Genomic DNA, 22,780 nt, shown 5'->3' with positions numbered 1-22,780 from the left:
GGCCGGAGCGGCCGTGCTCCTTCTCCTCCCGCCGCGACCGCGCCCGCGCGTGGCCGAGCCCGAGGGTGTGGTCGGCACGGCCGCGGTCGGTCGGTGGCGCCCGGTGCTGTGCCTGCTGGCCGGCGTCGGCACCGGGTTGGTCGTGGGCGGGCCACCGGGCCTGGTCGCCGCGCCCGTCGCCGTCGTTGGCGCGTGGGTCGCCCTGGCACGCTCGGAGCCGACCGCGCGTCGTCGCGAGCGCGAGGACGTCGCACGCGAGCTCCCACACGTGGTCGACCTGCTCTCCAGCGCCCTGCGGTCGGGTGCCGCGCCAGCCGCTGCGCTCGCCGCCGTGGCTGCCGCCTGTCCGGGCCCCACGGCCGAGCGGCTCGGCTCGGCCCTGGCCCGGCTGCGGATGGGCGTCGACCCGCTCCTGGTGTGGAGCACGCTCGCCGACGACGAGGCGCTCGCCAGCCTGGGTCGCACGCTCGCCCGTGCCGAGTCCAGCGGCAGCTCGGTGGCCGACGCCGTCGAGCGGCTCGCCGACGACCTCGAACGGGCCGCGCTGGCCGAGGTCGAGGACCGAGCCCGCGCCGTCGGGGTGAAGGCCGCCGTACCCCTCGGCCTGTGCCTGCTCCCCGCGTTCCTGCTCATCGGGATCGTCCCGACCGTGGCCGGCCTGCTGACCAGCCTGACTCCGTGAGGGGAAGACGGCCGGTCTACCCCGCTCGCGACTCGTCGGGTTGTGGTGGGTGAGCCACATTCCGGGCGGCTCGAAGGTGGCTGGCGCACCTCTCCCTCCGGGCTTCCTCGCGACTCGTCGGGTTGCGGTGGGTGAGCCACATTCCGGGCGGCTCGAAGGTGGCTGGCGCACCGCTCTTTCCGGGCTTCTTCGCGGCTCGCCGGGCGGCGGTGGATGAGCCACATTCCGGGCGGCTCGAAGGTGGCTGGCGCACCTCTTCCTCCGGGGTTCTCGGCGACTCGCCCGGTGGCGGTGGGTGAGCCACATTCCGGGCGGCTCGAAGGTGGCTGGCGCACCTCTTCCTCCGGGGTTCTCGGCGACTCGCCCGGTGGCGGTGGGTGAGCCACATTCCCGTCGGCTCGAAGGTCGCTGGCGCACCGCCGGCGAGCGGGCGCCGACGCTCGGGCACGCGTGGGCCGCGGCGTGTCCGGGTCGCAATCGGCGCACAGGGCCGGCCAGGGATGCGTCGTCCACAGGCCGCCGGGCGGGGGGCGGCGCGGTGGGGGTGGGTCGTCGCAGAGTCGAGCCGACGGCCCGCACCGGGTGGGCCACGACGAAGGGGAACGACATGGCGGACATCGAGCTGGAGCGCGGCAGCGTGCGGGGGCGGGTCGCCGAGGAACGGGGGATCACGACCGCGGAGTACGCCGTCGGTACGGCGGCCGGCGCCGGCTTCGCGGGACTGCTCTACAAGCTGCTCAGTGGCGGCTTTGGAGACCAGCTGCTCAAGACGCTGTTCGACCACGTGCTGGGCCTGCTGGGGATCAAGTGATCACGCACCGGCGGCGGCCGCGGGGCGGGAACGGTGAGCGGGGAGCCGTGACCGCCGAGCTCGCGCTCGGGCTGCCGCTGGTGCTGGCCGTGACCGTCGGTCTGGCCTGGTTGCTGGCCGCCGCCTCCGCGCAGATCAGGGTGGTCGACGCGGCACGTGAGTCGGCCCGGGCTGTCGCCCGTGGCGACTCGGAGTCCGAGGCGACAGCGGTCGGCGCGCAGATCGCGCCCGAGGGCGCGGGCATCGAGGTGGTCCTCGAGGGCCGACAGGTCGCGGTCACGGCGTCTGCTCGGATCGAGGGTCCGGGCGGGCTCTTCGACTTCCTGCCCGGCGTCACGGTCCGTTCACGTGCCGTGGCGCTCCTGGAGGAGTCGTGACTCGCGCCGACGAGAGGGGCGCCGCGACGCTGGTCGTGCTCGCTGTCACCGGCGTGCTGATGTTCGTCGGTCTGGGGCTGGCCGGCGTGGCCGCGATCGTGGCCACCCAGCGCAGTGCTCAGGCGGCCGCCGACCTCGCCGCCCTGGCCGGGGCGACAGCGGCCGTCACCGGCGCCGATGCCTGCGCGGCGGCGGACGGCATCGCGACGGCCAACGGGTCGATGCTCACGAGCTGCGAGCCCGCCGGGGCGATCGTGACCGTCGGCGTGACCGCTCCGGGCCCGACGCTGCTCGGACGTCGCTACGACGTCACGGCCCAGGCGCGCGCAGGACCCGCGGCCGGGTGAGTCGGCTCAGAGGTTCTCGTCCGGGGTTTCGGCGCGACGCTCCGACTCCGCCCGGTCGAGCCGCTCGCTGAGCTTGTTGAGCTCCTTGCGCTCCTTGCGCTGGGCGATCCCGCGCTTGGTGCCCCACTTGAGGATCGAGAACCCCCACAGGATCGCGGCGCCGGCCGCGACCCCGATCAGGAAGCTCTGGATCGTCGTGACGTCGAAGCCGAGGAGCTCGCCCCCGGTGCCCGGCTCGCTGACGAACACCGCCGACAGGACGGCGATCGCGCCGAGGATGATGAGGAGGAGTCCGAGGATGACCATGGTCGCAGGCTACTCGGCGCGTGCGCCTGCGAGGAGCAGGTCGAGCAGCGCGATCGCGCCGGGCTTGTCGAGCGGGTTGTTCTGGTTGCCGCACTTCGGCGACTGGATGCACGACGGGCAGCCCGACAGGCACTCGCAGGTCGCGATCGCCTCCCGGGTCGCGGTGAGCCAGGCGTACGCCGCCCGGAACCCGCGCTCGGCGAAGCCGGCGCCTCCCGGGTGGCCGTCGTACACGAACACCGTCAGCTCCCCGGTGTCGGCGTGCAGGGCCGTGGAGACGCCGCCGATGTCCCACCGGTCGCAGGTCGCGAAGAGAGGAAGGAGCCCGATGGAGCAGTGCTCGGCCGCGTGCGCCGATCCCGGCAGGTCGGCGGCCGCCAGCCCGCTCTCCGCCAGCACGTGGGCCGGGACCGTCCACCACACGGCCGTCGTGCGCAGCGAGCGCTCGGGCAGGTCGAGCAGCTCCTCCCCGATCACCTCGCCGCTCGGCTGGCGGCGCTTCAGGAACGAGACGACCTGGTGGGAGACATCCACCTCCCCGAGGGCGAGTCGACAGTCCTGCCAGACCCGGTGCTCGCGCTCCGCCACGATCGAGATGTCGGTGATCTCGCGCGCGGACGTCGAGTAGGGGAGGTCGGCACGGTGCATGACAGCCACGTGCTCGTCGAGGTCGAGCGACTCGACCAGCCAGGAGTCACCGCGGTGGACGTAGACGGCGCCGGCGTGGGCGGTCCCGTGCGAGCTCGATGCGTCGACGGTGCCGATGACCCGGCCCGTGTCGGCCTCGATCAGCTGCACCTGCGCGCCGCCGCTCGACCGGATGTCCGCGAGGTCGCTCGCCCGCCGCCGGTCGGTCCAGAACCACCCGCGCGGGCGCTTGCGGAGCAGGCCCGCCTCGGTGAGCTGGTCGACCACCTGGCGCGCGCCGTCGCCGAACAGCGGCAGGTCGTCCTCGGTGAGGGGACGCTCCTGTGCCGCCGCGCAGAGGTGCGGACCGAGGACGTAGGGGTTGGTGGGGTCGAAGACCGTGGCCTCGACCGGCCGTCCCAGCAACGAGTCGGGGTGGTTGACGAGGTAGGTGTCCAGCGGGTCGGCGCCGGCCACCAGCACGCCCAGCGCGTCCTGGGCGCCGCGCCCGGCCCTGCCGACCTGCTGCCACAGCGCGGCCCGGGTGCCGGGGAACCCGGCGACCAGCACCGCGTCCAGGCCGCTGATGTCGATGCCGAGCTCGAGCGCGTTGGTTGCCGCCAGACCTGTCAGCTCGCCGCGACGCAGCGCCGCCTCGAGCTCGCGACGTTCCTCGGGCAGGTAGCCCCCGCGGTACGCCGCGACACGCCCCGGCAGCGACGGGTCGACCTCGGCGAGGAGCTCGGCCGCCGTCGCGGCCACCTGCTCGGCGCCGCGACGGGAACGGACGAAGGCGAGCGTGCGGATGTCCTCGGCCACGAGGTCGGCGAGCAGGTCGGCCGCCTCCGACGAGGCGGCACGACGCACGGGGGCGCCGTTCTCCCCCGCATAGGAGGTGAACGGCGGCTCCCACAGCAGCAGCGAGACCTGACCTCGCGGGGAGTGGTCGGCCGTCACGGCCAGCACGTCGAGCCCGGTCAACCGGCCGGCCGCGACCTCGGGCTCGGCGACCGTGGCCGAGGCGAGGACGAAGGTCGGCGTGGCGCCGTACATCGCGCAGATCCGGCGGAGCCGGCGCAGGACGTGGGCGACGTGGGCCCCGAAGACCCCGCGGTAGTGGTGGCACTCGTCGACGACGACGTAGCGCAGCGAGCCGAAGAAGGACGACCACTGGGCGTGCCGGGGGAGCAGGGAGCGGTGCAGCATGTCGGGGTTGGTCAGGACGTACTCCCCGAAGTCGCGGGTCCAGTCCCGCTGCTCGCGCGTGCTGTCGCCGTCGTGGGTGGCCGCGCGCACGTCGAGGCCGAGGGCGGCGATGTTGCTGAGCTGGTCGTTGGCGAGGGCCTTGGTCGGCGCGAGGTAGAGCACGCCCGCGCCCCGCTCGTTGCGCGACCCCCGCCCCACGCGGATCGCGCTCAGGGCGGGCAGCTGGTAGGCCAGCGACTTGCCGGAGGCGGTGCCGGTGGCGAGCACGACGTGCTGTCCGTGGTGGGCCGCCTCGGCCGCCACCGCCTGGTGCTGCCACGGCGTCGCGACGCCAGCGCGCTCGAAGGCGGCGCGGACGTCGGACGCCACCCAGTCGGGCCAGGGCGCCGTCACGGCGGGCCTCGGCGGCACCACCTCGAGGTGTCGGAGGCGGCCCTCGCGACCCGGCACGGCGGTCAGCCGGGCGACCACCTGGTCGACCTGCCGGTGCGCAGGTCGATCGCCGGTGTCCACGCTGCGCAGTGTCGCAAACGGGACCGACATCGCCTCCGGCGGCGGTCCTCGTCCACCTCGGTCACGGGTCTTCCTGCGTGGAGGTGGGGTCTCATGGTTTGATGACACCCGGCAGCATTCGGGGCGTCCTGCTTCGGATGGAGATCTTCCCAACCTGGAGCAGTCGTGGATCTGACCCTTGCGACCCGCGAGGAGGATGGCCGTGCCATCGTCGCGGTGGGCGGCGAGATCGACGTCTACACCGCGCCCAAGCTGCGCGACCAGATCACCGAGCTCGTCGGTGCGGGGTCCTACAACATCGTGATCGACCTCGAGGCCGTGGAGTTCCTCGACTCGACCGGTCTGGGTGTCCTGGTCGGCGGCCTGAAGAAGGTCCGCGCCCACGACGGCTCGCTCGAGCTGGTCTGCTCGCAGGAGCGCCTCCTCAAGATCTTCCGCATCACCGGCCTGGCGAAGGTGTTCGTGATCCACGACTCCCTCGACCCGTCGGTCGCCAGCTGACCTCGGGCCGGCCCGCCTCGATCACCCGCCCTCGGCGCCGCCCGGCGTCGCGGCGTACGACCGCGCCCGGACCCCGGCAGCGGCGGGCCCACCCCGACGGGCGGGACGCGATGTGATCCCTGCCACAGCCCTCCGCGTGAGCCGGGTCACAGGTGCGTAGACTCCCGCGCGTTCGTACTTGACGCACCACTCCCAGGAGGACGCACATGACCGGGATCGTTCCCGCTGTCGTGGAGCCAGAGCTCACGGGCACCAACACTCTTCTGGTCATCATCGTCCTCGCGATCGCGCTCGGCGCGCTCGCGATGGCGGTGGTGTTCCGCAAGCAGGTGTTGGCCGCCGGCGAAGGCACCGACAACATGAAGACCATCGCCCTAGCCGTCCAGGAGGGCGCCAACGCCTACCTGACACGGCAGTTCCGCACGCTCGGCATCTTTGCGGTGATCGCGTTCTTCGCGTTGCTGGTGCTGCCGGCCGACGACGCCACGGTGCGGATCTTCCGCTCGGTGTTCTTCATCGTCGGTGCCGGCTTCTCCTCCGCCGTCGGCTACCTCGGCATGAACCTGGCCGTGCGCGCCAACCTCCGCGTCGCGGCCGCCGCCGAGAGCGTCGGCCGCGAGCCGGCGATGACGATCGGCCTGCGCACCGGCGCGATGGTCGGCATGCTGACCGTCGGGCTCGGCCTGCTCGGCGCCAGCCTCGTCGTGCTCTTCTTCCAGGACTCCGCTCCCGACGTCCTCGAGGGCTTCGGCTTCGGTGCCGCCCTGCTCGCCATGTTCATGCGCGTCGGCGGCGGCATCTTCACCAAGGCGGCCGACGTCGGCGCCGACCTGGTGGGCAAGGTCGAGCAGAACATCCCGGAGGACGACCCCCGCAACGCTGCCACCATCGCGGACAACGTGGGCGACAACGTCGGTGACTGCGCCGGCATGGCGGCCGACCTCTTCGAGTCCTACGCGGTGACGCTCGTCGCCGCGCTGATCCTCGGCTCGCAGGCCTTCGGCGACAAGGGCCTGGTCTTCCCGCTGCTGATCCCGGCCATCGGTGCGCTCACCGCCGTCGCCGGCGTCTACCTGACCAAGCCCAAGGTCGGCGAGAACGGCCTGCGGACGATCAACCGGTCCTTCTACCTCTCCTCGGCCATCGCGGCCGTGGCGAGCGTGGTGCTGGCCTACGTCTACCTGCCGAGCAGCTTCTCCGAGTTCACCAACATCACCGACGCGCTGGTCAACGCCGATGGCGACCCCCGGTTCATCGCGGCGTCCGCGGTGGTCATCGGCATCGTCATGTCCGCGGGCATCCTCGCGCTCACGGGTTACTACACCGGCACGGAGTACCGGCCCGTCAAGGACGTCGGCAAGTCCTCGCTCACCGGCGCGGCGACCGTGGTCCTCGCCGGGCTCTCGGTGGGCTTCGAGTCGGCCGTCTACACGACGCTGGTCATCGGTGCCGCCGTGTTCGGCGCCTACCTGCTCGGTGGTGCCGCCCTCACGGTCTCGCTGTTCGCCGTCGCGCTGGCCGGCTGCGGCCTGCTGACCACGGTCGGCGTCATCGTGGCGATGGACACCTTCGGACCCGTCTCCGACAACGCCCAGGGCATCGCGGAGATGTCGGGCGACGTCAGCGAGCAGGGCGCGCAGATCCTCACCGAGCTCGACGCGGTCGGCAACACCACCAAGGCCATCACGAAGGGCATCGCCATCGCCACGGCGGTGCTGGCCGCGACGGCGCTGTTCGGGTCCTACGCGACCTCGGTCTTCGAGGCCCTCGTGGACGCCAACCCGACCGAGGACGAGTTCCTCCAGTTCGACGTCTTCGACCCGGCCGTGCTGGTGGGCGTGCTGCTCGGCGCCTGCGTCGTGTTCCTGTTCTCCGGGCTCGCGATCAACGCCGTCGCGCGCGCTGCCGGTGCCGTGGTCTACGAGGTCCGTCGCCAGTTCCGCGACATCCCCGGGATCATGGAGGGCACGGGTCGCCCGGAGTACGGCAAGGTCGTCGACATCGTCACCAAGGACTCGCTGCGCGAGCTCGTGACGCCGGGCATCCTGGCCGTCCTGGCCCCGGTCGCCGTCGGCTTCGGCCTCGGCGTGACCACCCTGGCGGGCTTCCTGGCCGGCGCCATCGGCACCGGCACCCTGATGGCCGTCTTCCTGGCCAACGCCGGTGGCGCGTGGGACAACGCCAAGAAGCTGGTCGAGGACGGCAACCACGGCGGCAAGGGCTCGCTGGCCCACGAGGCCACGGTCATCGGCGACACGGTCGGCGACCCGTTCAAGGACACCGCCGGCCCGGCCATCAACCCGCTGATCAAGGTGATGAACCTGGTCTCGCTCCTCATCGCGAGCGCCGTCGTGTCGCTGAGCGTCGGGGAGGACCAGAACGACGTCCTGCGCATCATCATCGCGCTGGTCGCGGTCGCGGTCATCGTCGCCGCGATCTACGTCTCCAAGCAGCGTGAGGTCACGATGGGCGACGAGCCCGCCACGACCGCGACGACCACCGCCTGACGCAGCACTGCTCGAAACAGCACCACCTGACCCACGCAGCACCAGTCACGAACGACGGCCCGCCGGTGATCCGGCGGGCCGTCGTCGTTCCCGCCCGCACCGCGGCGTACGGCGACGCGCCCCCGTGACAGGGTGACGGCATGGAGCGGATCGCCCTCGTCTCGGACGTGCACGGCAACCTGACGGCCCTCGAGGCGGTGCTCGCCGACATCGACCGGCGCGGGATCACCCGGATCTTCAACCTCGGCGACTACGTCGGCAAGGGTCCGCGCGGACGCGAGGTGGTCGACCTGTGCCGCGAGCGCTGCGAGGTCAACCTGCTCGGCAACTGGGACGATTTCCTGCCCGACCCCGACCGCGAGTTCCACTCCGAGGCGCTCGCGTGGTGGCTCGACCAGCTCGGTCCGGGGCAGGGTGCGTGGTTGCGAGGGCTGCCCTTCAACCACGACTTCTGGCTCAGCGGGCGCCGGGTCCGGCTCTTCCACGCCAGCGAGGAGACGGTCCACCGGCGGGTGCGCTACGTCCGCACGCAGGCGGAGTTCGAGGCGCTGTTCACCAACACGGCCGCGACCGGTGACGGCCCCGTCCCCGACCTCGTCGGCTACGGCGACACCCACGACCCGTTCTACGAGTGCCAGCTCGAGGGCCGCACGTCGTTCAACACCGGCAGCGTCGGCAACTGCATGGGCGACCCGACCCCGCTCTACTGCATCCTCGAGGGCGAGCTCGACTCACCCGACCCGGCGCCCTGGTCGGTCGCCTACGTCCGCGTGCCCTACGACGTGGAGGCCGAGCTCGCCGTGGCCCGGGCGATGGGGATGCCGCAGTACGACGGCTACGAGCTCGAGCTCCGGCACGGTCTCTACCGCGGCCAGCTCGAGGAGGTCCGTGCGGGCGAGCCGGTCACCGGCTACCACGAGCGGGACTGAGGCCGGACGCGACGAGGGGCGGTGCCGACCGGCACCGCCCCTCGTCCGAGTCCTGCTGGGTCAGCCGACCTTGACCGTCTTCGACGTCGCCGCCGGGATGGCCGGGCCGGAGCCGCCGACGAGGATCTCGCCGGCGCCCGCGAAGTAGGCACGGATGGTGGTCTTCCGCTTCACCTTGAACTTCACCTTCGCCGTGCCGCTGCTCGACGTGGTGACCGACTTGATGGTCTTCCACTTCTTGCCGGCCTTCTTCTGGAAGGCGACCGGCTGGCCGGCGATCGGGGCGGAGGTGCCGTCGGTCGTGACGACCAGCTTGCTCGTGGCCGTGACCTTCTTCCCCTTGGTCTTCGCCTTGAGCGAGGCCGAGGACTTGGCCTGGCCGACGACCTGGAAGGTGGACGGGGTGCCGGGGATGTCGTAGTAGCTCTTGCCCGCCGCGTCGGTCCAGCTGGTGATGGTCGGGACGAGGGTCCAGGTGCCCTTGGGCTCGACCCGGCCGCAGATCTGGACGGTGGTCGTGCCGGTGAGCGGCGATCCCTCGAAGGTGCCGACGATCTGGCCGACGCCCTCGGTCACGCCGTCGGGGTAGATCGCCTTGATCTTGAGGGCCCAGTTCTTCACGTCGGCGGGCAGGGCGACGGAGTAGTTGACCGGCTGGTCGATGCAGTTGTCGCCGACGTAGGCCGTGGTGGTCGAGACCGTGGACTCGCCGACGGCGAGGGCGGGCGAGGCGCTCGCGACGACGGCGGTGGCCGTCACGGCGAGGGCGACGAGGCGGGAGATGAGCTTCATCGAGATCCTTCGTGGAAGCAGGTCAACGTCCGGACCGAACCCCCGTGGGATCGGGACGCCTGCGCGACGAGGGTAGGCCACCCGCTGGAAGACTGGCGCCATGACCGACCCCAGCACGACTCTCGCCGTCGACCTGCGCGCGGCCCTGGTCGCCGCCGACTTCACCTACGACGCCGTCGCCGGGCTGCTGGGCGAGACCGCCCATCGCGCGCTGGGCCGCAACGAGACCATCCCGGGCGTACGCCGCACGGCGGACGGCTCCGCCCTCAGCACGCTGACCGGGCTGTTCCTGCTCCAGACCCCCGCCACGCAGACCGACGCGGAGCGGGCCCTGCCCGGCCTGGTCGACCGTCTCTGCAACGCCGGGCTGCTCGAGCAGAGCGTCGGCGAGGTCGCGGCCCGCATGGACTGCCGGCCCTACTCCGGTGACGACGTGGACCTGTGGGTCGTCTCCGACCTGACCCCCGGCCTCGACGGGGCACCCACCAAGGTCGGCGCCGACCACGTGCTGGGGATCTCCAGCGCATCGACCAGCCTGGCCCAGCTGACCGTGCGCGAGGAGGTCGGCAGGGCCCTCGACCTCGGGACCGGCTGCGGCGTCCAGGCCCTGCACCTCGCGACGCACGCCGCGGACGTCGTGGCCACCGACGTCAACCGGCGCGCCCTGTGGATGACCCGCTTCAACGCCGCCCTCAACGGCGTCGAGGTGGACGTGCGCGACGGCTCGTTCTTCGAGCCCGTGGCGGGGGAGCGCTTCGACCTGATCGCGACCAACCCCCCGTTCGTCATCAGCCCCGCGACCGGCGAGCGGCTGGTCTACCGCGACTCGGGGCTGCCCGGCGACCGCGTCGTGGAGGACATCGTCCGGGCGGCACCGGCGCACCTCGTCGACGGTGGGCTGTGCCAGGTCCTGGCCAACTGGTCGATCCTGCGGGGGACCGACTGGGACGACCGGCTCGGCTCCTGGCTCACCGACGACTGCGATGCGCTGGTGGTCCAGCGGGAGGTGATCGACCCCAGCGAGTACGTCGAGATGTGGCTCAAGGACGAGGGCGTGCACGGCACCGTGGCCTACCCGCAGCGCTACGACACGTGGGCGTCGTGGTTCGACGAGCAGGGCATCGAGGGTGTCGGGTTCGGCTGGATCAACCTCCGGGCCGGCGGCTCGGGTCGGCACCGGCTCGAGGAGTGGCGCTACGACGTCGAGCAGCCCATCGGCCCCGCGATCGCCGACCACTTCTCCGCGACCCGCACCCCCGTCGACGTGGACTCGCACCTCACCGCCCGACCCGACGTCATGCAGGAGACGCAGGGGGCGCCCGGTGCCGAGGACCCGTCCACGATCGTGCTCCGACAGCAGCGCGGCTTCCGGCGGGCCCGCCAGGTCGACACCGTCGAGGCAGCCCTGGTCGGCGCGAGCGACGGTGACCTGTCCGTCGGGCAGATCCTCGACGCCCTCGCCCGGCTCACGGACACCCCTGCCGACCAGCTGCGCGCGACGTACCTCCCGGTCGTGCGCGAGCTGGTCGACGAGGGCTTCCTCACGACCTGAGCCGGCCGTCGTCAGGGCGCCGGTCAGGTCGAGGTGGCGAGCAGGGCGGCGAGGCCGTCGACGGCCCGGTAGCCGGTGGGCACTCCGGAGACGATCGCCGCAACGCCGTCCGAGTGCTCCGTGCGCAACGGCAGGATCGCCTGGTAGGCCGGTGAGTCGTACCACCCCCGGGCCGACTCCCGGTCGGGGAACTCGATGATGATGACGTCTCCGCCCCAGTCACCCTCCACGCCGGCGACGTCTCCGCCGTGGACCAGGAACCGCCCGCCGAACGGGGCGAGGGTGGCGTCGATGCGGGACAGGTAGTCGATGATCGCCTCGCCGAGGTCGACGTCGCGGAGGTGGGCGATGGCGTAGGCACGGATCGTCATGGTCTGCTCCTTCGGGATGCGGCTGGGCGAGACCAACACTCGCCTCGTCCAGCCGGCGCGGCCATGACCAACGGGGTCATGGCCGCACTCGGGTGAGACCGCCCCGAGCGCCCGCGAACCGCGGGTTGCAGGACCGCCGGCGGCCTCCTCCCGGCCAAATGTCACGGGGGAGCGCTACGGTTGCCGCGCATCACCGCGATCAGGAAGCAGGAGAACCAACACGTGGCACACAAGCTCGTCATCGTCGAGTCGCCCAAGAAGGCGCAGATGATCGGCGGCTACCTCGGCAGCGGGTATGTCGTCGAGTCGTCCATCGGTCACATCCGCGACCTGCCCAACAACGCCGCCGACACCCCGGCCAAGATCAAGGACAAGCCCTGGGGCCGGCTCGCCGTCGACGTCGACAACGGCTTCGAGCCCCACTACGTCGTGCCGCGCGACAAGAAGAGCCACATCGCCAAGCTGAAGAAGCTGCTCAAGGACGCCGACGAGCTCTACCTCGCCACCGACGAGGACCGCGAGGGGGAGGCCATCGCCTGGCACCTCCTCGACGAGCTCGCCCCCAAGAACATCCCGGTCAAGCGGATGGTCTTCCACGAGATCACCAAGTCCGCGATCCTCGCCGCCGCCGACGCCCCCCGCGAGCTCGACATGGACCTCGTCGAGGCCCAGGAGACGCGGCGCATCCTCGACCGCCTCTACGGCTACGAGGTCTCGCCCGTCCTGTGGCGCAAGGTCATGTCCGGCCTCTCCGCCGGTCGTGTGCAGTCCGTCGCGACCCGGCTCGTGGTCGACCGCGAGCGCGAGCGGATGAAGTTCAAGGTCGCGTCCTACTGGGACCTCGAGGGCACCTTCGACGCCGGCAGCTCGCACGAGCAGCGGATGTTCCCCGCCAAGCTGCACTCCATCGACGGCGCCCGGGTGGCCCGCGGCAGCGACTTCGGCCAGGACGGCGTGATCAAGAAGGACGGCATCGTCCACCTCGACCGCGCGCGGGCCGAGGCCCTCGCCGGGGCGCTGCAGGACACGACGTACGACGTCCGGTCGGTCGAGTCGAAGCCCTACCGCCGCTCGCCGTACGCCCCCTTCCGCACCACGACGCTGCAGCAGGAGGCCGGCCGCAAGCTCGGCATGAGCTCCAGCGTGACGATGTCGGTGGCCCAGCGCCTCTACGAGGGCGGCTACATCACCTACATGCGCACCGACTCCACCACCTTGTCCGGTACGGCGATCGGTGCCGCCCGCGACCAGGTGCGCGAGCTCTACGGCGCGGAGTACCTCCCCGACGCCCCCCGCACCTACACCTCCAAGGTGAAGAACGCGCAGGAGGCGCACGAGGCGATCCGCCCGGCCGGGGACTCGTTCCGCACCCCGGCGCAGACCGGCCTGACCGGTGACCAGTTCCGGCTCTACGAGCTGATCTGGATGCGCACCGTCGCCTCCCAGATGAAGGACGCGACCGGGCAGTCGGTCTCGATCCGCATCGGCGGCGCCGCCTCGACCGGCGAGGACGCCGTCTTCTCCGCGAGTGGTCGCGTCATCACCTTCCACGGCTTCCTCAAGGCCTACGTCGAGGGCACCGACGACTCCGGTGCGCGCGACGACCAGGAGACCCGCCTGCCCGACCTGACCGAGGGCGAGCCGGTGTCGGCCGCCTCGATCCAGGCCGCCGGGCACGAGACCAAGCCGCCGGCGCGCTACACCGAGCCCACGCTGATCAAGGAGCTCGAGGAGCGCGAGATCGGCCGCCCCTCGACGTACGCCTCGATCATGGGCACCATCGTCAACCGCGGCTACGTCTACAAGAAGGGCTCGGCGCTGGTCCCGGCGTGGCTGGCCTTCTCGGTCGTGCGGCTGCTCGAGGAGCACTTCCCGCGGCAGATCTCCTACGAGTTCACCGCCCGCATGGAGGACGTGCTCGACGACATCGCCGGCGGTCGCCGCGACCGCAAGAGCGAGCTGGCGGAGTTCTACTTCGGCGGCGGCGAGATCGAGGGCCTGCACACGCTGGTCAACGAGCTCGGCGACATCGACGCCAAGGAGCTCGCGACGTTCCCGATCGGCGAGGGCATCGACCTGCGCGTCGGCCGCTACGGCCCGTACGTCGAGGGCCCGACCGACGGTGACGGCGACGCCGCTCCCGTGCGCGCCAACGTCCCCGACGACCTGCCGCCCGACGAGCTGACCGTGGCGAAGGCCAAGGAGCTGCTCGCCAACCCCGCCGGCGAGGAGGCGGTGCTCGGCATCCACCCCGACACCGGGCTCGAGGTCGTCGCCAAGAACGGCCGCTTCGGTCCCTACGTCACCGAGGTGCTGCCGGAGGACGCTCCCAAGTCGGCCAAGCCGCGCACCGGCTCGCTGTTCAAGTCGATGTCGCTCGACACGGTCTCGCTCGAGGAGGCCGTCAAGCTGCTCTCCCTGCCCCGCGTCGTCGGCGCCGGCGAGGACGGCGAGGAGATCACCGCCCAGAACGGCCGCTACGGCCCCTACCTCAAGCGCGGCACCGACTCCCGCTCGCTCACGCACGAGGACCAGATCTTCGACATCACCCTCGACCAGGCGCTGGCGATCTACGCCCAGCCCAAGCAGCGCGGTCGCGGCGCCGCCACGGCCCCGCTCAAGGAGCTCGGTCCCGACCCGGTCTCCGGGCAGCCGGTCGTCGTCAAGGCGGGACGCTTCGGCGAGTACGTCACCGACGGCGAGTACAACGCCACCCTGCGCAAGGACGACACGGTCGAGTCGATCACCATCGAGCGTGCGGCCGAGCTGCTCCAGGAGCGGCGCGACAAGGGCCCGGCGAAGAAGACGGCCAAGAAGGGCGCCAAGAAGGCGACGAAGAAGGCGCCGACCAAGAAGACGACCGCCAAGAAGGCCACCGCCAAGAAGGCCACCACCAAGAAGGCGCCGGCCGCGAAGAAGGCCGCCACGAAGACGGCTGCGAAGAAGGCCTGAGGTGGGTGCCTCCGCTGACACCGTCGGTGTGGTCGGCGGGGGCATCGTCGGGCTGGCGGTGGCGCGCGAGATCGTCCGCCGGCGACCCGGCACCAAGGTCGTGGTGCTCGAGAAGGAGGACCGGCTCGGCGCCCACCAGACCGGCCACAACTCCGGGGTCGTGCACGCCGGGATCTACTACAAGCCCGGCAGCCTCAAGGCCGAGCTGTGCACCCGCGGCCGCCTGCTCCTGAAAGAGTTCTGCGCCGAGAAGGCGTTGCCGTACGACGAGTGCGGCAAGCTCGTCGTCGCGGTGGACGCCTCCGAGCTCGGTCGCTTCGAGGCGCTCGCGACGACGGCCGCGGCCAACGGGGTGCCCGGGCTGCGGCGGGTCGAGGGTTCCGACCTGACCGACGTCGAGCCGGCCGCCGCCGGGCTGGTCGCGCTGCACTCCCCGGCGACCGCGATCACCGACTACGTCGCCGTCGCGGCGGCGTACGGCCTGGACATCGAGGCCGCCGGAGGCGAGGTGCTGACCTCGACCGAGGTGACCGACATCCGCCGCGGCGTGGGCGGCATCGACGTGACGACCAGCCGCGGCCCGATGCGGTTCCAGCAGCTCGTCGTCTGCGCCGGCCTGCATGCCGACCGGGTCTCCCGGATGGCCGACGGCGTCGACGGGCCGCGGATCGTGCCCTTCCGTGGGGAGTACATGAGCGTCCGCGCGCCCAAGGACGACCTGGTGCGCGGGATGATCTATCCCGTCCCCGACCCGCGCTACCCGTTCCTGGGCGTGCACTTCACCCGCCGCGTCGGCGGCGGGCTCGAGGTCGGCCCCAACGCCGTGCTGGGTCTCGCGCGCGAGGGCTATCGGCGCACCGACGCCCGCTGGTCCGACGTCAGGAGCATGGCGACGTGGCCCGGCACCTGGCGGATGGCGCGCCAGCACTGGCGCACCGGCGTCACCGAGATGCGCGGCAGCCTCTCGGTCACCGCCTACATGCGCACCGCCAGCCGCTACGTCCCGGCGATCGGCCCCGACGACGTGGTGCGCCTAGGTGCGGGCGTCCGCGCACAGGCCGTCGACCGCGACGGATCGCTGGTCGAGGACTTCCGCATCGGCCACGAGGACGGCATCACCACCGTCCGCAACGCCCCCTCGCCGGCCGCGACCTCCAGCCTGGCCATCGCCGAGCACGTCGTGGACCGCATCGACGCCGCGGGCTGACCCGGGTCGTACGGTCTACGTGTGCCCACCGATCTCACCGTCACCCGCACCGAGTCGATCACCCCGACCCTGACGCGCGTGTGGTTCAGCAGCGACGACCTCTCCGCCTTCACCGACAGCGTCTTCACCGACCGCTACGTCAAGCTCCAGTTCCCCGACGCCGGTGCGGTGCGCACCTACACCGCGCTCTTCCCCGACCTCGAGGCCAGGACGTTGGCCATCGACTTCGTGGTCCACGGCGACGAGGGCGTGGCGGGTCCATGGGCGTCGCGGGCGCAGCCGGGCGACACCCTGTCCGTCAACGGCCCCGGCGGCGCCTACCGTCCCGACGCCGGCGCCGACTGGCACCTGCTGGTCGGCGACGAGGCCGCCGTGCCCGCGATCGCCGCAGCCCTGGCCGACCTCCCCGCGGACGCTGTCGGCAGCGCGATCGTGCTCGTCGACGGACCGGCCGACGAGCCGTCGCTGGAGGCGCCGGCCGGCGTCGAGGTGAGATTCCTGCACCGTGACGGATCGCCCGCGCAGCTCGTGTCCGCCGTACGCGCCCTGTCGTGGCCCGAGGGTCGGGTGCACGCGTTCGTGCACGGGGAGGCCGAGGAGGTCATGAAGGGCGTGCGGCCCCATCTGCTGAAGGAGCGCGGACTGGATCGCGACCAGGTCTCCATCTCTGGCTACTGGCGCCGGGGCAACACCGAGGAGGGCTTCCGCGTCTGGAAGTCGGAGAACCGCGACGCCTGATCAGGCCGCGCTCGAGCCGCCCAGGAGGAGCGCGAGCAGGAACGCCCACCCGCCGGTCAGCGTGACGCGGTGGGGCTCGCGGGGTCGGAACAGGCCGAGCGGGCCGCCGAGGAGGAAGTAGGCCGGGATGCCGACGACCGGCGCGAGCAGCACCAGCCACGCCCACGCCCAGCGGGTCGCGCGCCACGGACGCGGCCCGGCGATCAGGCCGAGGGTGCCGATGAGCAGGACGGCGTAGGCCGGGACGAACCAGCCCGACGCCTGCCAGCCGAGGATGGTCGACGAGGGATACCTCGGCCCCGCTGCGGTGACGGCGAGGTCGGGGTCGAGCGTGGCGAGGTGGTCGGCGAGGGAGCCGACGACCACGGGGAGTGGTGCGTCGTTGCGGCGGGCGTCCCGGGCCGCCTGCTCGTCCGAGGCGTGGGTGATGGTCGCCGTACGCAGGACCAGGTCGTCGCGCCACGTGACCGACGCCGTCTCCCAACCGGTGAGGTCGCCGGTGTAGTCGGTGCCGTGGGCGTGCACCTGGGTGATGTCGCCGGACCGGATGCCCGCTTCGAGTCGGTCGTACGACGACTCCCGCGCGGCGAGGACCAGCAGGCACACCACCATGGCGAGCCACCCGAGGGCGAGGGTCGCGGCGGCGAGGCGCACGATGCGGCGCGACCGCGCGACGGCGGTCGTGGCGTCAGCCAGCTGGTCGTCCGTGATGCTCATGGTCCCCCCTCGGCCCGGGGAGCGAGTCTAGTGTCCCCGCCCGCCCGTAGGGTGTGCGCGTGAGCGAGGGGAGGGTGTACGCCGCCAGCGGACTGTTCGTCTGCTTCGAGGGCGGCGAGGGGGCGGGCAAGTCGACCCAGTCGCGGCTGCTCAAGGACACCCTCGAGTCGGCCGGCCGCACGGTCGTCCTCACCTTCGAGCCCGGCGACACCGAGGTCGGCCAGGCCCTGCGCCAGATCGTCCTCAGCCCCTCGACGGGTGAGCTCTCGCACCGCACCGAGGCGTTGCTGTACGCCGCCGACAAGGCCGAGCACGTCGACACCGTCGTCCTGCCGGCGCTGGCGCGCGGGGAGGTCGTGATCACCGACCGCTACGTCGACTCCGCGCTGGCCTACCAGGGCGCCGGCCGCGACCTGGTGGTCGCCGAGGTGGAGCAGGTCAACCGCTGGGCGACCGCCGACCTCCGCCCCAACCTGACCGTCCTGCTCGACCTCGAGCCGTCCGCCGGGCTCGACCGCTTCGCCGAGCGCGACCGGATCGAGGGGGAGTCGCTGGAGTTCCACCAGCGGGTGCGGCAGGGCTTCCTCGACCTGGCGGCCGCCGACCCCGAGCACTACCTCGTGCTCGACGCCCGCGCCGACCGGGACGAGATCGCGGCGGCCATCCGCACCCGGGTCGAGGGGCTGCTGCCGTGAGCGTGTGGGACGACCTCGTCGGCCAGCGGCCGGTGATCGCCGGCCTCATGCGGGCGGCCGGCGGTGACGGCATGACGCACGCCTGGCTGTTCACCGGCCCTCCCGGGTCGGGCCGTTCCAACGCCGCGATCGCCTTCGCGGCCGCCCTCCAGTGCGAGACCGGCACCGGCTGCGGGCACTGCAAGTCCTGCCACACCGTGATGTCGGGCAGCCACGCCGACGTCCGGGTCGTGCGCACCGAGAAGCTCTCCATCGGTGTCGACGAGGTCCGCGACCTCGTGCGCCGGGCCGGTCTCGCGCCGGCCGGCGACCGGTGGCAGATCATGATCGTCGAGGACTCCGACCGCCTCACCGAGCAGGCGTGCAACGCGCTGCTCAAGGCGATCGAGGAGCCCACCGCCCGCACCGTCTGGCTGCTGTGTGCGCCGACCGTGGAGGACGTGCTGCCCACGATCCGCTCGCGCTGCCGGCTGGTCACGCTGACGACCCCGCCGGCCGACGACGTCGCGGCCTTCCTCGTCCGCACCCTCGAGGTCGGTCCCGAGCTCGCGGCCGCTGCGGCGCGCGCCAGTCAGGGCCACATCGGGCGCGCACGGGCGCTGGCCCGTGACGAGCAGACCAGGCTGCGGCGCCGCCAGGTCGTGCAGCTCCCGGCCCGCCTGACCTCCGTCGGCTCGTGCATGCAGGCCGCCACCAACGTCAGCGAGATCGCGAAGGAGGAGGCCGAGGCGATCACCTCCGACCTCGACGCGCGTGAGAAGCAGGACCTCGACGCGGCGTACGGCGTGGTCGAGCGCGGTCGTCGCCCTCGGGAGTACGCCCCGGCGCTCGGTGCGTTGGAGAAGGACCAGAAGACGCGGGCCAAGCGCCGCGTCCTCGACGTCGCCGACCGCTGCCTGATGGACCTGACCTCGGTCTACCGCGACGCCATCGCCTTCTCCGTCGGCGCGCCCGGCGCGCTCGTCAACGAGGAGATGCGGGCCGAGGTCGCGGAGGTCGCGCGGCGTACGACCCCGGAGGAGCTGCTGCGGATGATCGACGCGATCTTCGCCGCCCGCGAGCAGATGCTGGAGTTCAACGTGCCGCCACTCCTGGCGCTCGAGTCGATGATGCTGGCGCTGCGGCTGCCGGGGGGAGCGGGCCGATGAAGAAGGTCCTGGTCGTGCTGGTGGTCGTGGCGTTGCTGGCCTCGACGTTCTGGGCCGTCGTCACGGCGTTCGACGACAACGACGACGACACGTCGAGCAGCGAGCCGTCACGCTCGTCGTCGTCGTCGTCGTCGTCGCCGCGCCCGGAGCCCGACGCCGACACCACGGCCGCGCCCGAGCCGGGCCTCGAATCGTTCTACGCCCAGTCGCTCGACTGGGAGTCGTGCAACGACGACGCCGAGTGCGCGCAGCTCGAGGTGCCCCTGGACTACGCCGAGCCGGACGGCGAGACGATCGAGCTGGCGCTGCTCAAGGTGCCCGCGCGCGACGAGAGCCAGGGCGCGCTGGTGGTCAACCCCGGCGGCCCGGGCGCCCCCGGCACCGACTACGCCGCGGCCGCCAGCCGCGTGTTCCGCGAGCCGCTGCTCCGGGCGTTCGACATCGTCGGCTTCGACCCGCGCGGCACCGGTGAGTCCGCGCCCGTCGACTGCCTCAGCGACGACCAGCTCGACGTCTACCTCTCCTCCGACCCCAACCCGGACACGCCCGAGGAGGAGCAGGAGTACGCCGAGATGACCACCGGCTTCGGCCGCGGGTGCGCCGAGCTCAGCGGCGACCTGGTCGACCACGTCTCCACCATCGAGGCCGCCCGTGACATGGACGTGCTGCGCGCCGCGCTGGGGCAGAAGACGCTGACCTACCTCGGTGCCTCCTACGGCACCAAGCTCGGGGCGACGTACGCCGAGCTGTTCCCGAGGCGCGTCGGCCGCCTCGTCCTCGACGGCGCCGTGGACGTCTCGCTCGACAACCGCCAGCTCGGCCTCGAGCAGGCGGCCGGCTTCGAGACGGCGCTGCGCTCCTACGTCCAGAACTGCCTCGACACCACCGACAACTGCTTCCTCGGCGACTCCGTCGACGAGGGCATGGCCACCATCAGCGACCTGCTCGGCGAGGTCGACGGCTCCCCGCTGCCGGCCGGCGACCGCGAGCTCCAGGTCGGCAACGCCTTCTACGGCATCGTCACCCCGCTCTACAACCGCGACTACTGGTTCCTGCTCAGCGCCGCGCTCCGCTCGGCGCTGGACGGCAGCGGCTCGGCGTTGATGGACCTCGCCGACACCTACTCCTCGCGCGGCCCGCAGGGATACGTCGACAACAGCTCCGAGGCGATCTTCGCCATCAACTGCCTCGACGACCCGTCCTCGATCGACTTCGACCAGGTGGCGTCCGAGCTGCCCGCCTTCGAGGAGGCGTCGCCCACCTTCGGCTCGATCTTCGCGTGGTCCCTCACCTCGTGCCGTGGCTCGCTGTCCACGACGACCGAGAAGCCGATCGAGATCGACGGCAAGGGCGCCGCTCCGATCCTGGTCGTCGGCACCACCCGCGACCCCGCCACACCGATGAAGTGGGCCGAGGCGCTGGCCGCCCAGCTCGACTCCGGCGTGCTGCTGCGCCGCGACGGCGACGGCCACACCGCCTACAACTCGGGCAACGAGTGCATCGACACCGCCATCGAGTCCTACCTCCTCGACGGCGACGTGCCCGACAACCCGACCGACTGCTGATCACCGGGGGACCATCATGAAGAAGCTCGTGCTCGCGCTGACCGCTGCCCTCGCCGCCACGCTGGTGGCCGCGCTGCCCGCACCGACCTCGGCCCGGGAGGGGTCGCCCGAGGACGTCGTCGCCGTCATCGCGCCCGGCCGCTTCGACACCGTGCGCATCGGCGACACCCTGGAGTCGGCCGCCGAGTCCGGCTACTTCGCGCTCGACGTGAAGACGTCCTGCGGGACGCGGGAGATCTGGCCGGTCAAGGCGTGGCGCCGCTCGATCGACGTCTACCCCGGCTACGACGAGACCGCCGGACAGGTGGCGATGATCGGGGCCTTCGACGACCGCGTCCGGACCGCGAAGGGGATCCGGGTCGGCAGCACGCTCGACGACCTGAGGGCGGCGTACGGCGATCGCCTGCTCGGGCCGCGCACCAACGACTACGGCCAGTGGGGCTACTTCCTGCGCGTCCAGCGTCGCTGGCTCGGCTTCGGGCTGGACGCCGACGCCGCCGACGGCCGCCCCTCGGGCGACGCCGAGATCGTCCTCATGGAGATCACGAAAGGACGTCGACCCGGCCTGCTCCGCGACGGCTGCTGACGCGATTTCTCGGGCCGGCCGCCGGCGCGTTATCCTTGCGCAGTTGCCCGGCTGGTCTCGATCGCGCCGGGCAGCGCGCCGCCTTAGCTCAGTCGGTAGAGCGAGTCACTCGTAATGACTAGGTCGTCAGTTCGATTCTGACAGGCGGCTCCACCACGACACCGGCCCCGGTCCGCAGCCATGCGGGCCGGGGCCGGAGTCAATCTCAGGACGTGGTCACGCGGCACGACGCCGATGCGCAGGGATCGTCGTCCCGGCCAGGGCTGCGGCGAACATGACCACCGACAGGATCGCGAACCCGCGCATGTAGCTGGTCTCCTGCGGGAGCCCGTCGGCGGCGAGCTGTGCTGTCACCACCGTCGACATGACGGCGGCACCGATGGCGCCGCCGATCGTGCGGATGTTGGCGTTCATGCCGTTGGCGACCCCGGACTGTTCCGCGGGGACCGTCGACAGGATCAGCGGGGCCAGACTGGCGAACACCAACCCGATGCCCAGGCCGGCGACGCTGTTCACCACGACGAAGTGCCACGGTAGGTCGTGGAGCGCTAGCAGGGTGGACATGCCTGTGGCGCCGAGCAGGCCACCTGCGACCACGACCGTCTTCGCCCCGATACGTGCAGCCAGGGGCGCCGCGACGATCCCGCACACGAAAGTAGCGACCGCGTTGGGCAGGATCAGGAAGCCTGACTCGGACGTGGTGGCACCGAGCCCGTAGCCGGTGGAGGCCGGGGTCTGCATGAGCTGCGGCAGGAACCCATAGAAGGCGTACATGCTGAACCCCACGAGGAGCGCCACGAGGTTGGTGGTCCACACGCCCCGGAGTCGCATCATCTGCATGTCGATGAGGGGCACCGGTTGGCGAAGCTCCAGAGCGATCCAGCACGCCGCCAGCACACCCGCCAGCAGTAGCAGGACCACCACGGCCGGGGACGTCCATCCCCACCGAGGGGCTCGACTCATCGCGACGAGCAACGCCAGGAGCCAGGAGCCCAGCAAGATCGCCGGCGCGAGGGGGATTCGTCCCGGGACGCGCACCGGAGAGGGTGGGACGAGTGCGGCTGCCGCCATCGTGGCGACCGCGGTGACGGCGAAGGGGGTCCAGAACAGGCCGCGGAAGCCGAGGGTGTGGACGATCGGGCCGGCCAGCACGAGCCCGACACCGAACCCGACACCCAGCAGCGAGGAGACGAAGCCCGCTGCGGCGGCGACGCGCTCGGGCGCAAACTCGTCGCGGATGATGCCGAACGCCAGGGGCAGGACGCCGCCGCCGACCCCCGTCAGCACGCGACCGCCGATCATGACCTCGATGCTCGGCGCGACGGCGGCGACCAGGGATCCGGTCGCGAGGCAGGCCAGGGCCAGCACGAGGACCCGGTCCTTGCCCACGGCGTCACCGAGGCGCCCCAGCACCGGGGTGAAGACCGACGACGACAGCAGGTAGGCGGTGATCACCCAGGTGGCGGCGGACTGCGAGGTGTCGAGCTCGACCGCGATGAGGGGCAGGACGGGGACGGTCAGCGACTGGTTCAGGGAGAACGAGGCGACCCCCGCCGCCAGGATCGCGAAGGTCAGCTGATGAGGGGTCCGACCGGTCCGCCGGTTCTCCTCGACCTCGGCATCGGCACACTCCGTCATCTCGCTCCTCAAG

At 72.0% G+C, this 22,780-nt stretch carries 21 protein-coding genes and 1 tRNA gene; 16 read left to right on the top strand and 6 right to left on the bottom strand.

Annotated features, from left to right (window positions below; genetic code table 11):
- Positions 1-13 precede the first annotated feature (13 nt).
- From C7S10_RS03735 to C7S10_RS03720, 4 genes are all read left to right on the top strand, one after another.
- On the top strand, positions 14-682 hold the full coding sequence (locus C7S10_RS03735) for a type II secretion system F family protein (RefSeq protein WP_243395179.1): 669 nt from the start codon (positions 14-16) through the stop codon (positions 680-682).
- Positions 683-1,289: 607 nt separating this feature from the next.
- Positions 1,290-1,493 (top strand): DUF4244 domain-containing protein, encoded by a 204-nt coding sequence (locus tag C7S10_RS03730; RefSeq protein WP_108343017.1) that lies wholly within the window; start codon positions 1,290-1,292, stop codon positions 1,491-1,493.
- A 47-nt stretch (positions 1,494-1,540) separates the two neighbouring features.
- The gene (locus C7S10_RS03725; RefSeq protein WP_243395178.1) at positions 1,541-1,870 is read left to right on the top strand and encodes a TadE family type IV pilus minor pilin; all 330 of its coding nucleotides are present in this window, start codon (positions 1,541-1,543) and stop codon (positions 1,868-1,870) included.
- Entirely contained in the window at positions 1,867-2,217 is a 351-nt protein-coding gene (locus C7S10_RS03720) for an Rv3654c family TadE-like protein (RefSeq protein WP_108343015.1), read from the top strand. The genes C7S10_RS03725 and C7S10_RS03720 overlap by 4 nt, the downstream gene beginning before the upstream one ends.
- A gap of 6 nt (positions 2,218-2,223) precedes the next feature.
- Here C7S10_RS03720 and C7S10_RS03715 read toward each other — a convergent pair whose 3' ends face one another.
- Positions 2,224-2,523: a hypothetical protein gene (locus C7S10_RS03715; RefSeq protein ID WP_108343014.1), complete on the bottom strand. Its 300-nt coding sequence runs from the start codon at positions 2,521-2,523 to the stop codon at positions 2,224-2,226.
- 9 nt (positions 2,524-2,532) lie between these two features.
- Positions 2,533-4,869 (bottom strand): DEAD/DEAH box helicase, encoded by a 2,337-nt coding sequence (locus C7S10_RS03710; protein ID WP_243395177.1) that lies wholly within the window; start codon positions 4,867-4,869, stop codon positions 2,533-2,535.
- 165 nt (positions 4,870-5,034) lie between these two features.
- On the opposite strand from C7S10_RS03710, the gene C7S10_RS03705 reads away from it, so the two are divergent.
- The 3 genes from C7S10_RS03705 (at position 5,035) to C7S10_RS03695 (ending at position 8,806) form a co-directional block, all read left to right on the top strand.
- Positions 5,035-5,370, top strand: a complete 336-nt coding sequence (locus tag C7S10_RS03705) for an STAS domain-containing protein (RefSeq protein ID WP_108343012.1) — start codon at positions 5,035-5,037, stop codon at positions 5,368-5,370.
- Positions 5,371-5,576: 206 nt separating this feature from the next.
- On the top strand, positions 5,577-7,877 hold the full coding sequence (locus C7S10_RS03700; RefSeq protein ID WP_108343011.1) for a sodium-translocating pyrophosphatase: 2,301 nt from the start codon (positions 5,577-5,579) through the stop codon (positions 7,875-7,877).
- Positions 7,878-8,017: 140 nt separating this feature from the next.
- Entirely contained in the window at positions 8,018-8,806 is a 789-nt protein-coding gene (locus C7S10_RS03695) for a metallophosphoesterase family protein (protein ID WP_108343010.1), read from the top strand.
- A gap of 60 nt (positions 8,807-8,866) precedes the next feature.
- Here the strand turns inward: C7S10_RS03695 and C7S10_RS03690 are convergent, their stop codons facing one another.
- A complete protein-coding gene (locus tag C7S10_RS03690; protein WP_108343009.1) occupies positions 8,867-9,598 on the bottom strand; it encodes a hypothetical protein in 732 nt (243 codons plus the stop codon).
- Between the two features lie 100 nt (positions 9,599-9,698).
- Between C7S10_RS03690 and C7S10_RS03685 the strand changes: the two genes are divergently transcribed.
- Positions 9,699-11,150, top strand: a complete 1,452-nt coding sequence (locus tag C7S10_RS03685; protein ID WP_108343008.1) for a DUF7059 domain-containing protein — start codon at positions 9,699-9,701, stop codon at positions 11,148-11,150.
- 23 nt (positions 11,151-11,173) lie between these two features.
- Here the strand turns inward: C7S10_RS03685 and C7S10_RS03680 are convergent, their stop codons facing one another.
- Positions 11,174-11,521, bottom strand: coding sequence for a DUF1330 domain-containing protein (locus tag C7S10_RS03680; RefSeq protein ID WP_207769212.1), 348 nt, complete (start codon positions 11,519-11,521; stop codon positions 11,174-11,176).
- A gap of 222 nt (positions 11,522-11,743) precedes the next feature.
- Here C7S10_RS03680 and topA point away from each other — a divergent pair, with 222 nt between their 5' ends.
- Genes topA through C7S10_RS03665 form a run of 3 tightly spaced genes read left to right on the top strand, consistent with a single transcriptional unit; the run spans position 11,744 to position 16,418 of the window.
- Positions 11,744-14,473, top strand: a complete 2,730-nt coding sequence (gene topA / locus C7S10_RS03675) for a type I DNA topoisomerase (protein ID WP_108343007.1) — start codon at positions 11,744-11,746, stop codon at positions 14,471-14,473.
- A 1-nt stretch (position 14,474) separates the two neighbouring features.
- Positions 14,475-15,680: an L-2-hydroxyglutarate oxidase gene (gene lhgO, locus C7S10_RS03670; RefSeq protein WP_108343006.1), complete on the top strand. Its 1,206-nt coding sequence runs from the start codon at positions 14,475-14,477 to the stop codon at positions 15,678-15,680.
- A gap of 21 nt (positions 15,681-15,701) precedes the next feature.
- Positions 15,702-16,418 (top strand): siderophore-interacting protein, encoded by a 717-nt coding sequence (locus C7S10_RS03665; protein ID WP_108343005.1) that lies wholly within the window; start codon positions 15,702-15,704, stop codon positions 16,416-16,418.
- Here the strand turns inward: C7S10_RS03665 and C7S10_RS03660 are convergent, their stop codons facing one another.
- Entirely contained in the window at positions 16,419-17,135 is a 717-nt protein-coding gene (locus tag C7S10_RS03660; protein ID WP_108343004.1) for a PLD nuclease N-terminal domain-containing protein, read from the bottom strand. It lies immediately after the preceding gene.
- A 59-nt stretch (positions 17,136-17,194) separates the two neighbouring features.
- Between C7S10_RS03660 and tmk the strand changes: the two genes are divergently transcribed.
- The 5 genes from tmk to C7S10_RS03635 all read left to right on the top strand — a co-directional run bounded on the left by tmk (position 17,195) and on the right by C7S10_RS03635 (position 21,282).
- Complete coding sequence (gene tmk / locus C7S10_RS03655; protein ID WP_108343308.1) at positions 17,195-17,830, top strand: dTMP kinase; 636 nt, start codon at positions 17,195-17,197, stop codon at positions 17,828-17,830.
- Positions 17,827-18,978 carry a DNA polymerase III subunit delta' gene (locus C7S10_RS03650; protein WP_108343003.1) on the top strand — a complete coding sequence of 384 codons (1,152 nt, stop codon included), beginning with the start codon at positions 17,827-17,829 and terminating at the stop codon, positions 18,976-18,978. Before tmk ends, C7S10_RS03650 begins: the two co-directional genes overlap by 4 nt.
- Positions 18,975-20,543, top strand: a complete 1,569-nt coding sequence (locus C7S10_RS03645) for an alpha/beta hydrolase (protein WP_108343002.1) — start codon at positions 18,975-18,977, stop codon at positions 20,541-20,543. The genes C7S10_RS03650 and C7S10_RS03645 overlap by 4 nt, the downstream gene beginning before the upstream one ends.
- Positions 20,544-20,559: 16 nt before the next feature.
- Positions 20,560-21,129: a hypothetical protein gene (locus C7S10_RS03640; protein ID WP_108343001.1), complete on the top strand. Its 570-nt coding sequence runs from the start codon at positions 20,560-20,562 to the stop codon at positions 21,127-21,129.
- A 77-nt stretch (positions 21,130-21,206) separates the two neighbouring features.
- Positions 21,207-21,282, top strand: a tRNA-Thr gene (locus C7S10_RS03635).
- Positions 21,283-21,345: 63 nt separating this feature from the next.
- Here C7S10_RS03635 and C7S10_RS03630 read toward each other — a convergent pair.
- Complete coding sequence (locus C7S10_RS03630) at positions 21,346-22,767, bottom strand: MFS transporter (protein WP_108343000.1); 1,422 nt, start codon at positions 22,765-22,767, stop codon at positions 21,346-21,348.
- Positions 22,768-22,780 lie beyond the last annotated feature (13 nt).

This window comes from Nocardioides currus, from assembly GCF_003057875.1.
Lineage (GTDB): Bacteria > Actinomycetota > Actinomycetes > Propionibacteriales > Nocardioidaceae > Nocardioides > Nocardioides currus.
This window is presented reverse-complemented; position numbering and strand designations above follow the sequence as displayed.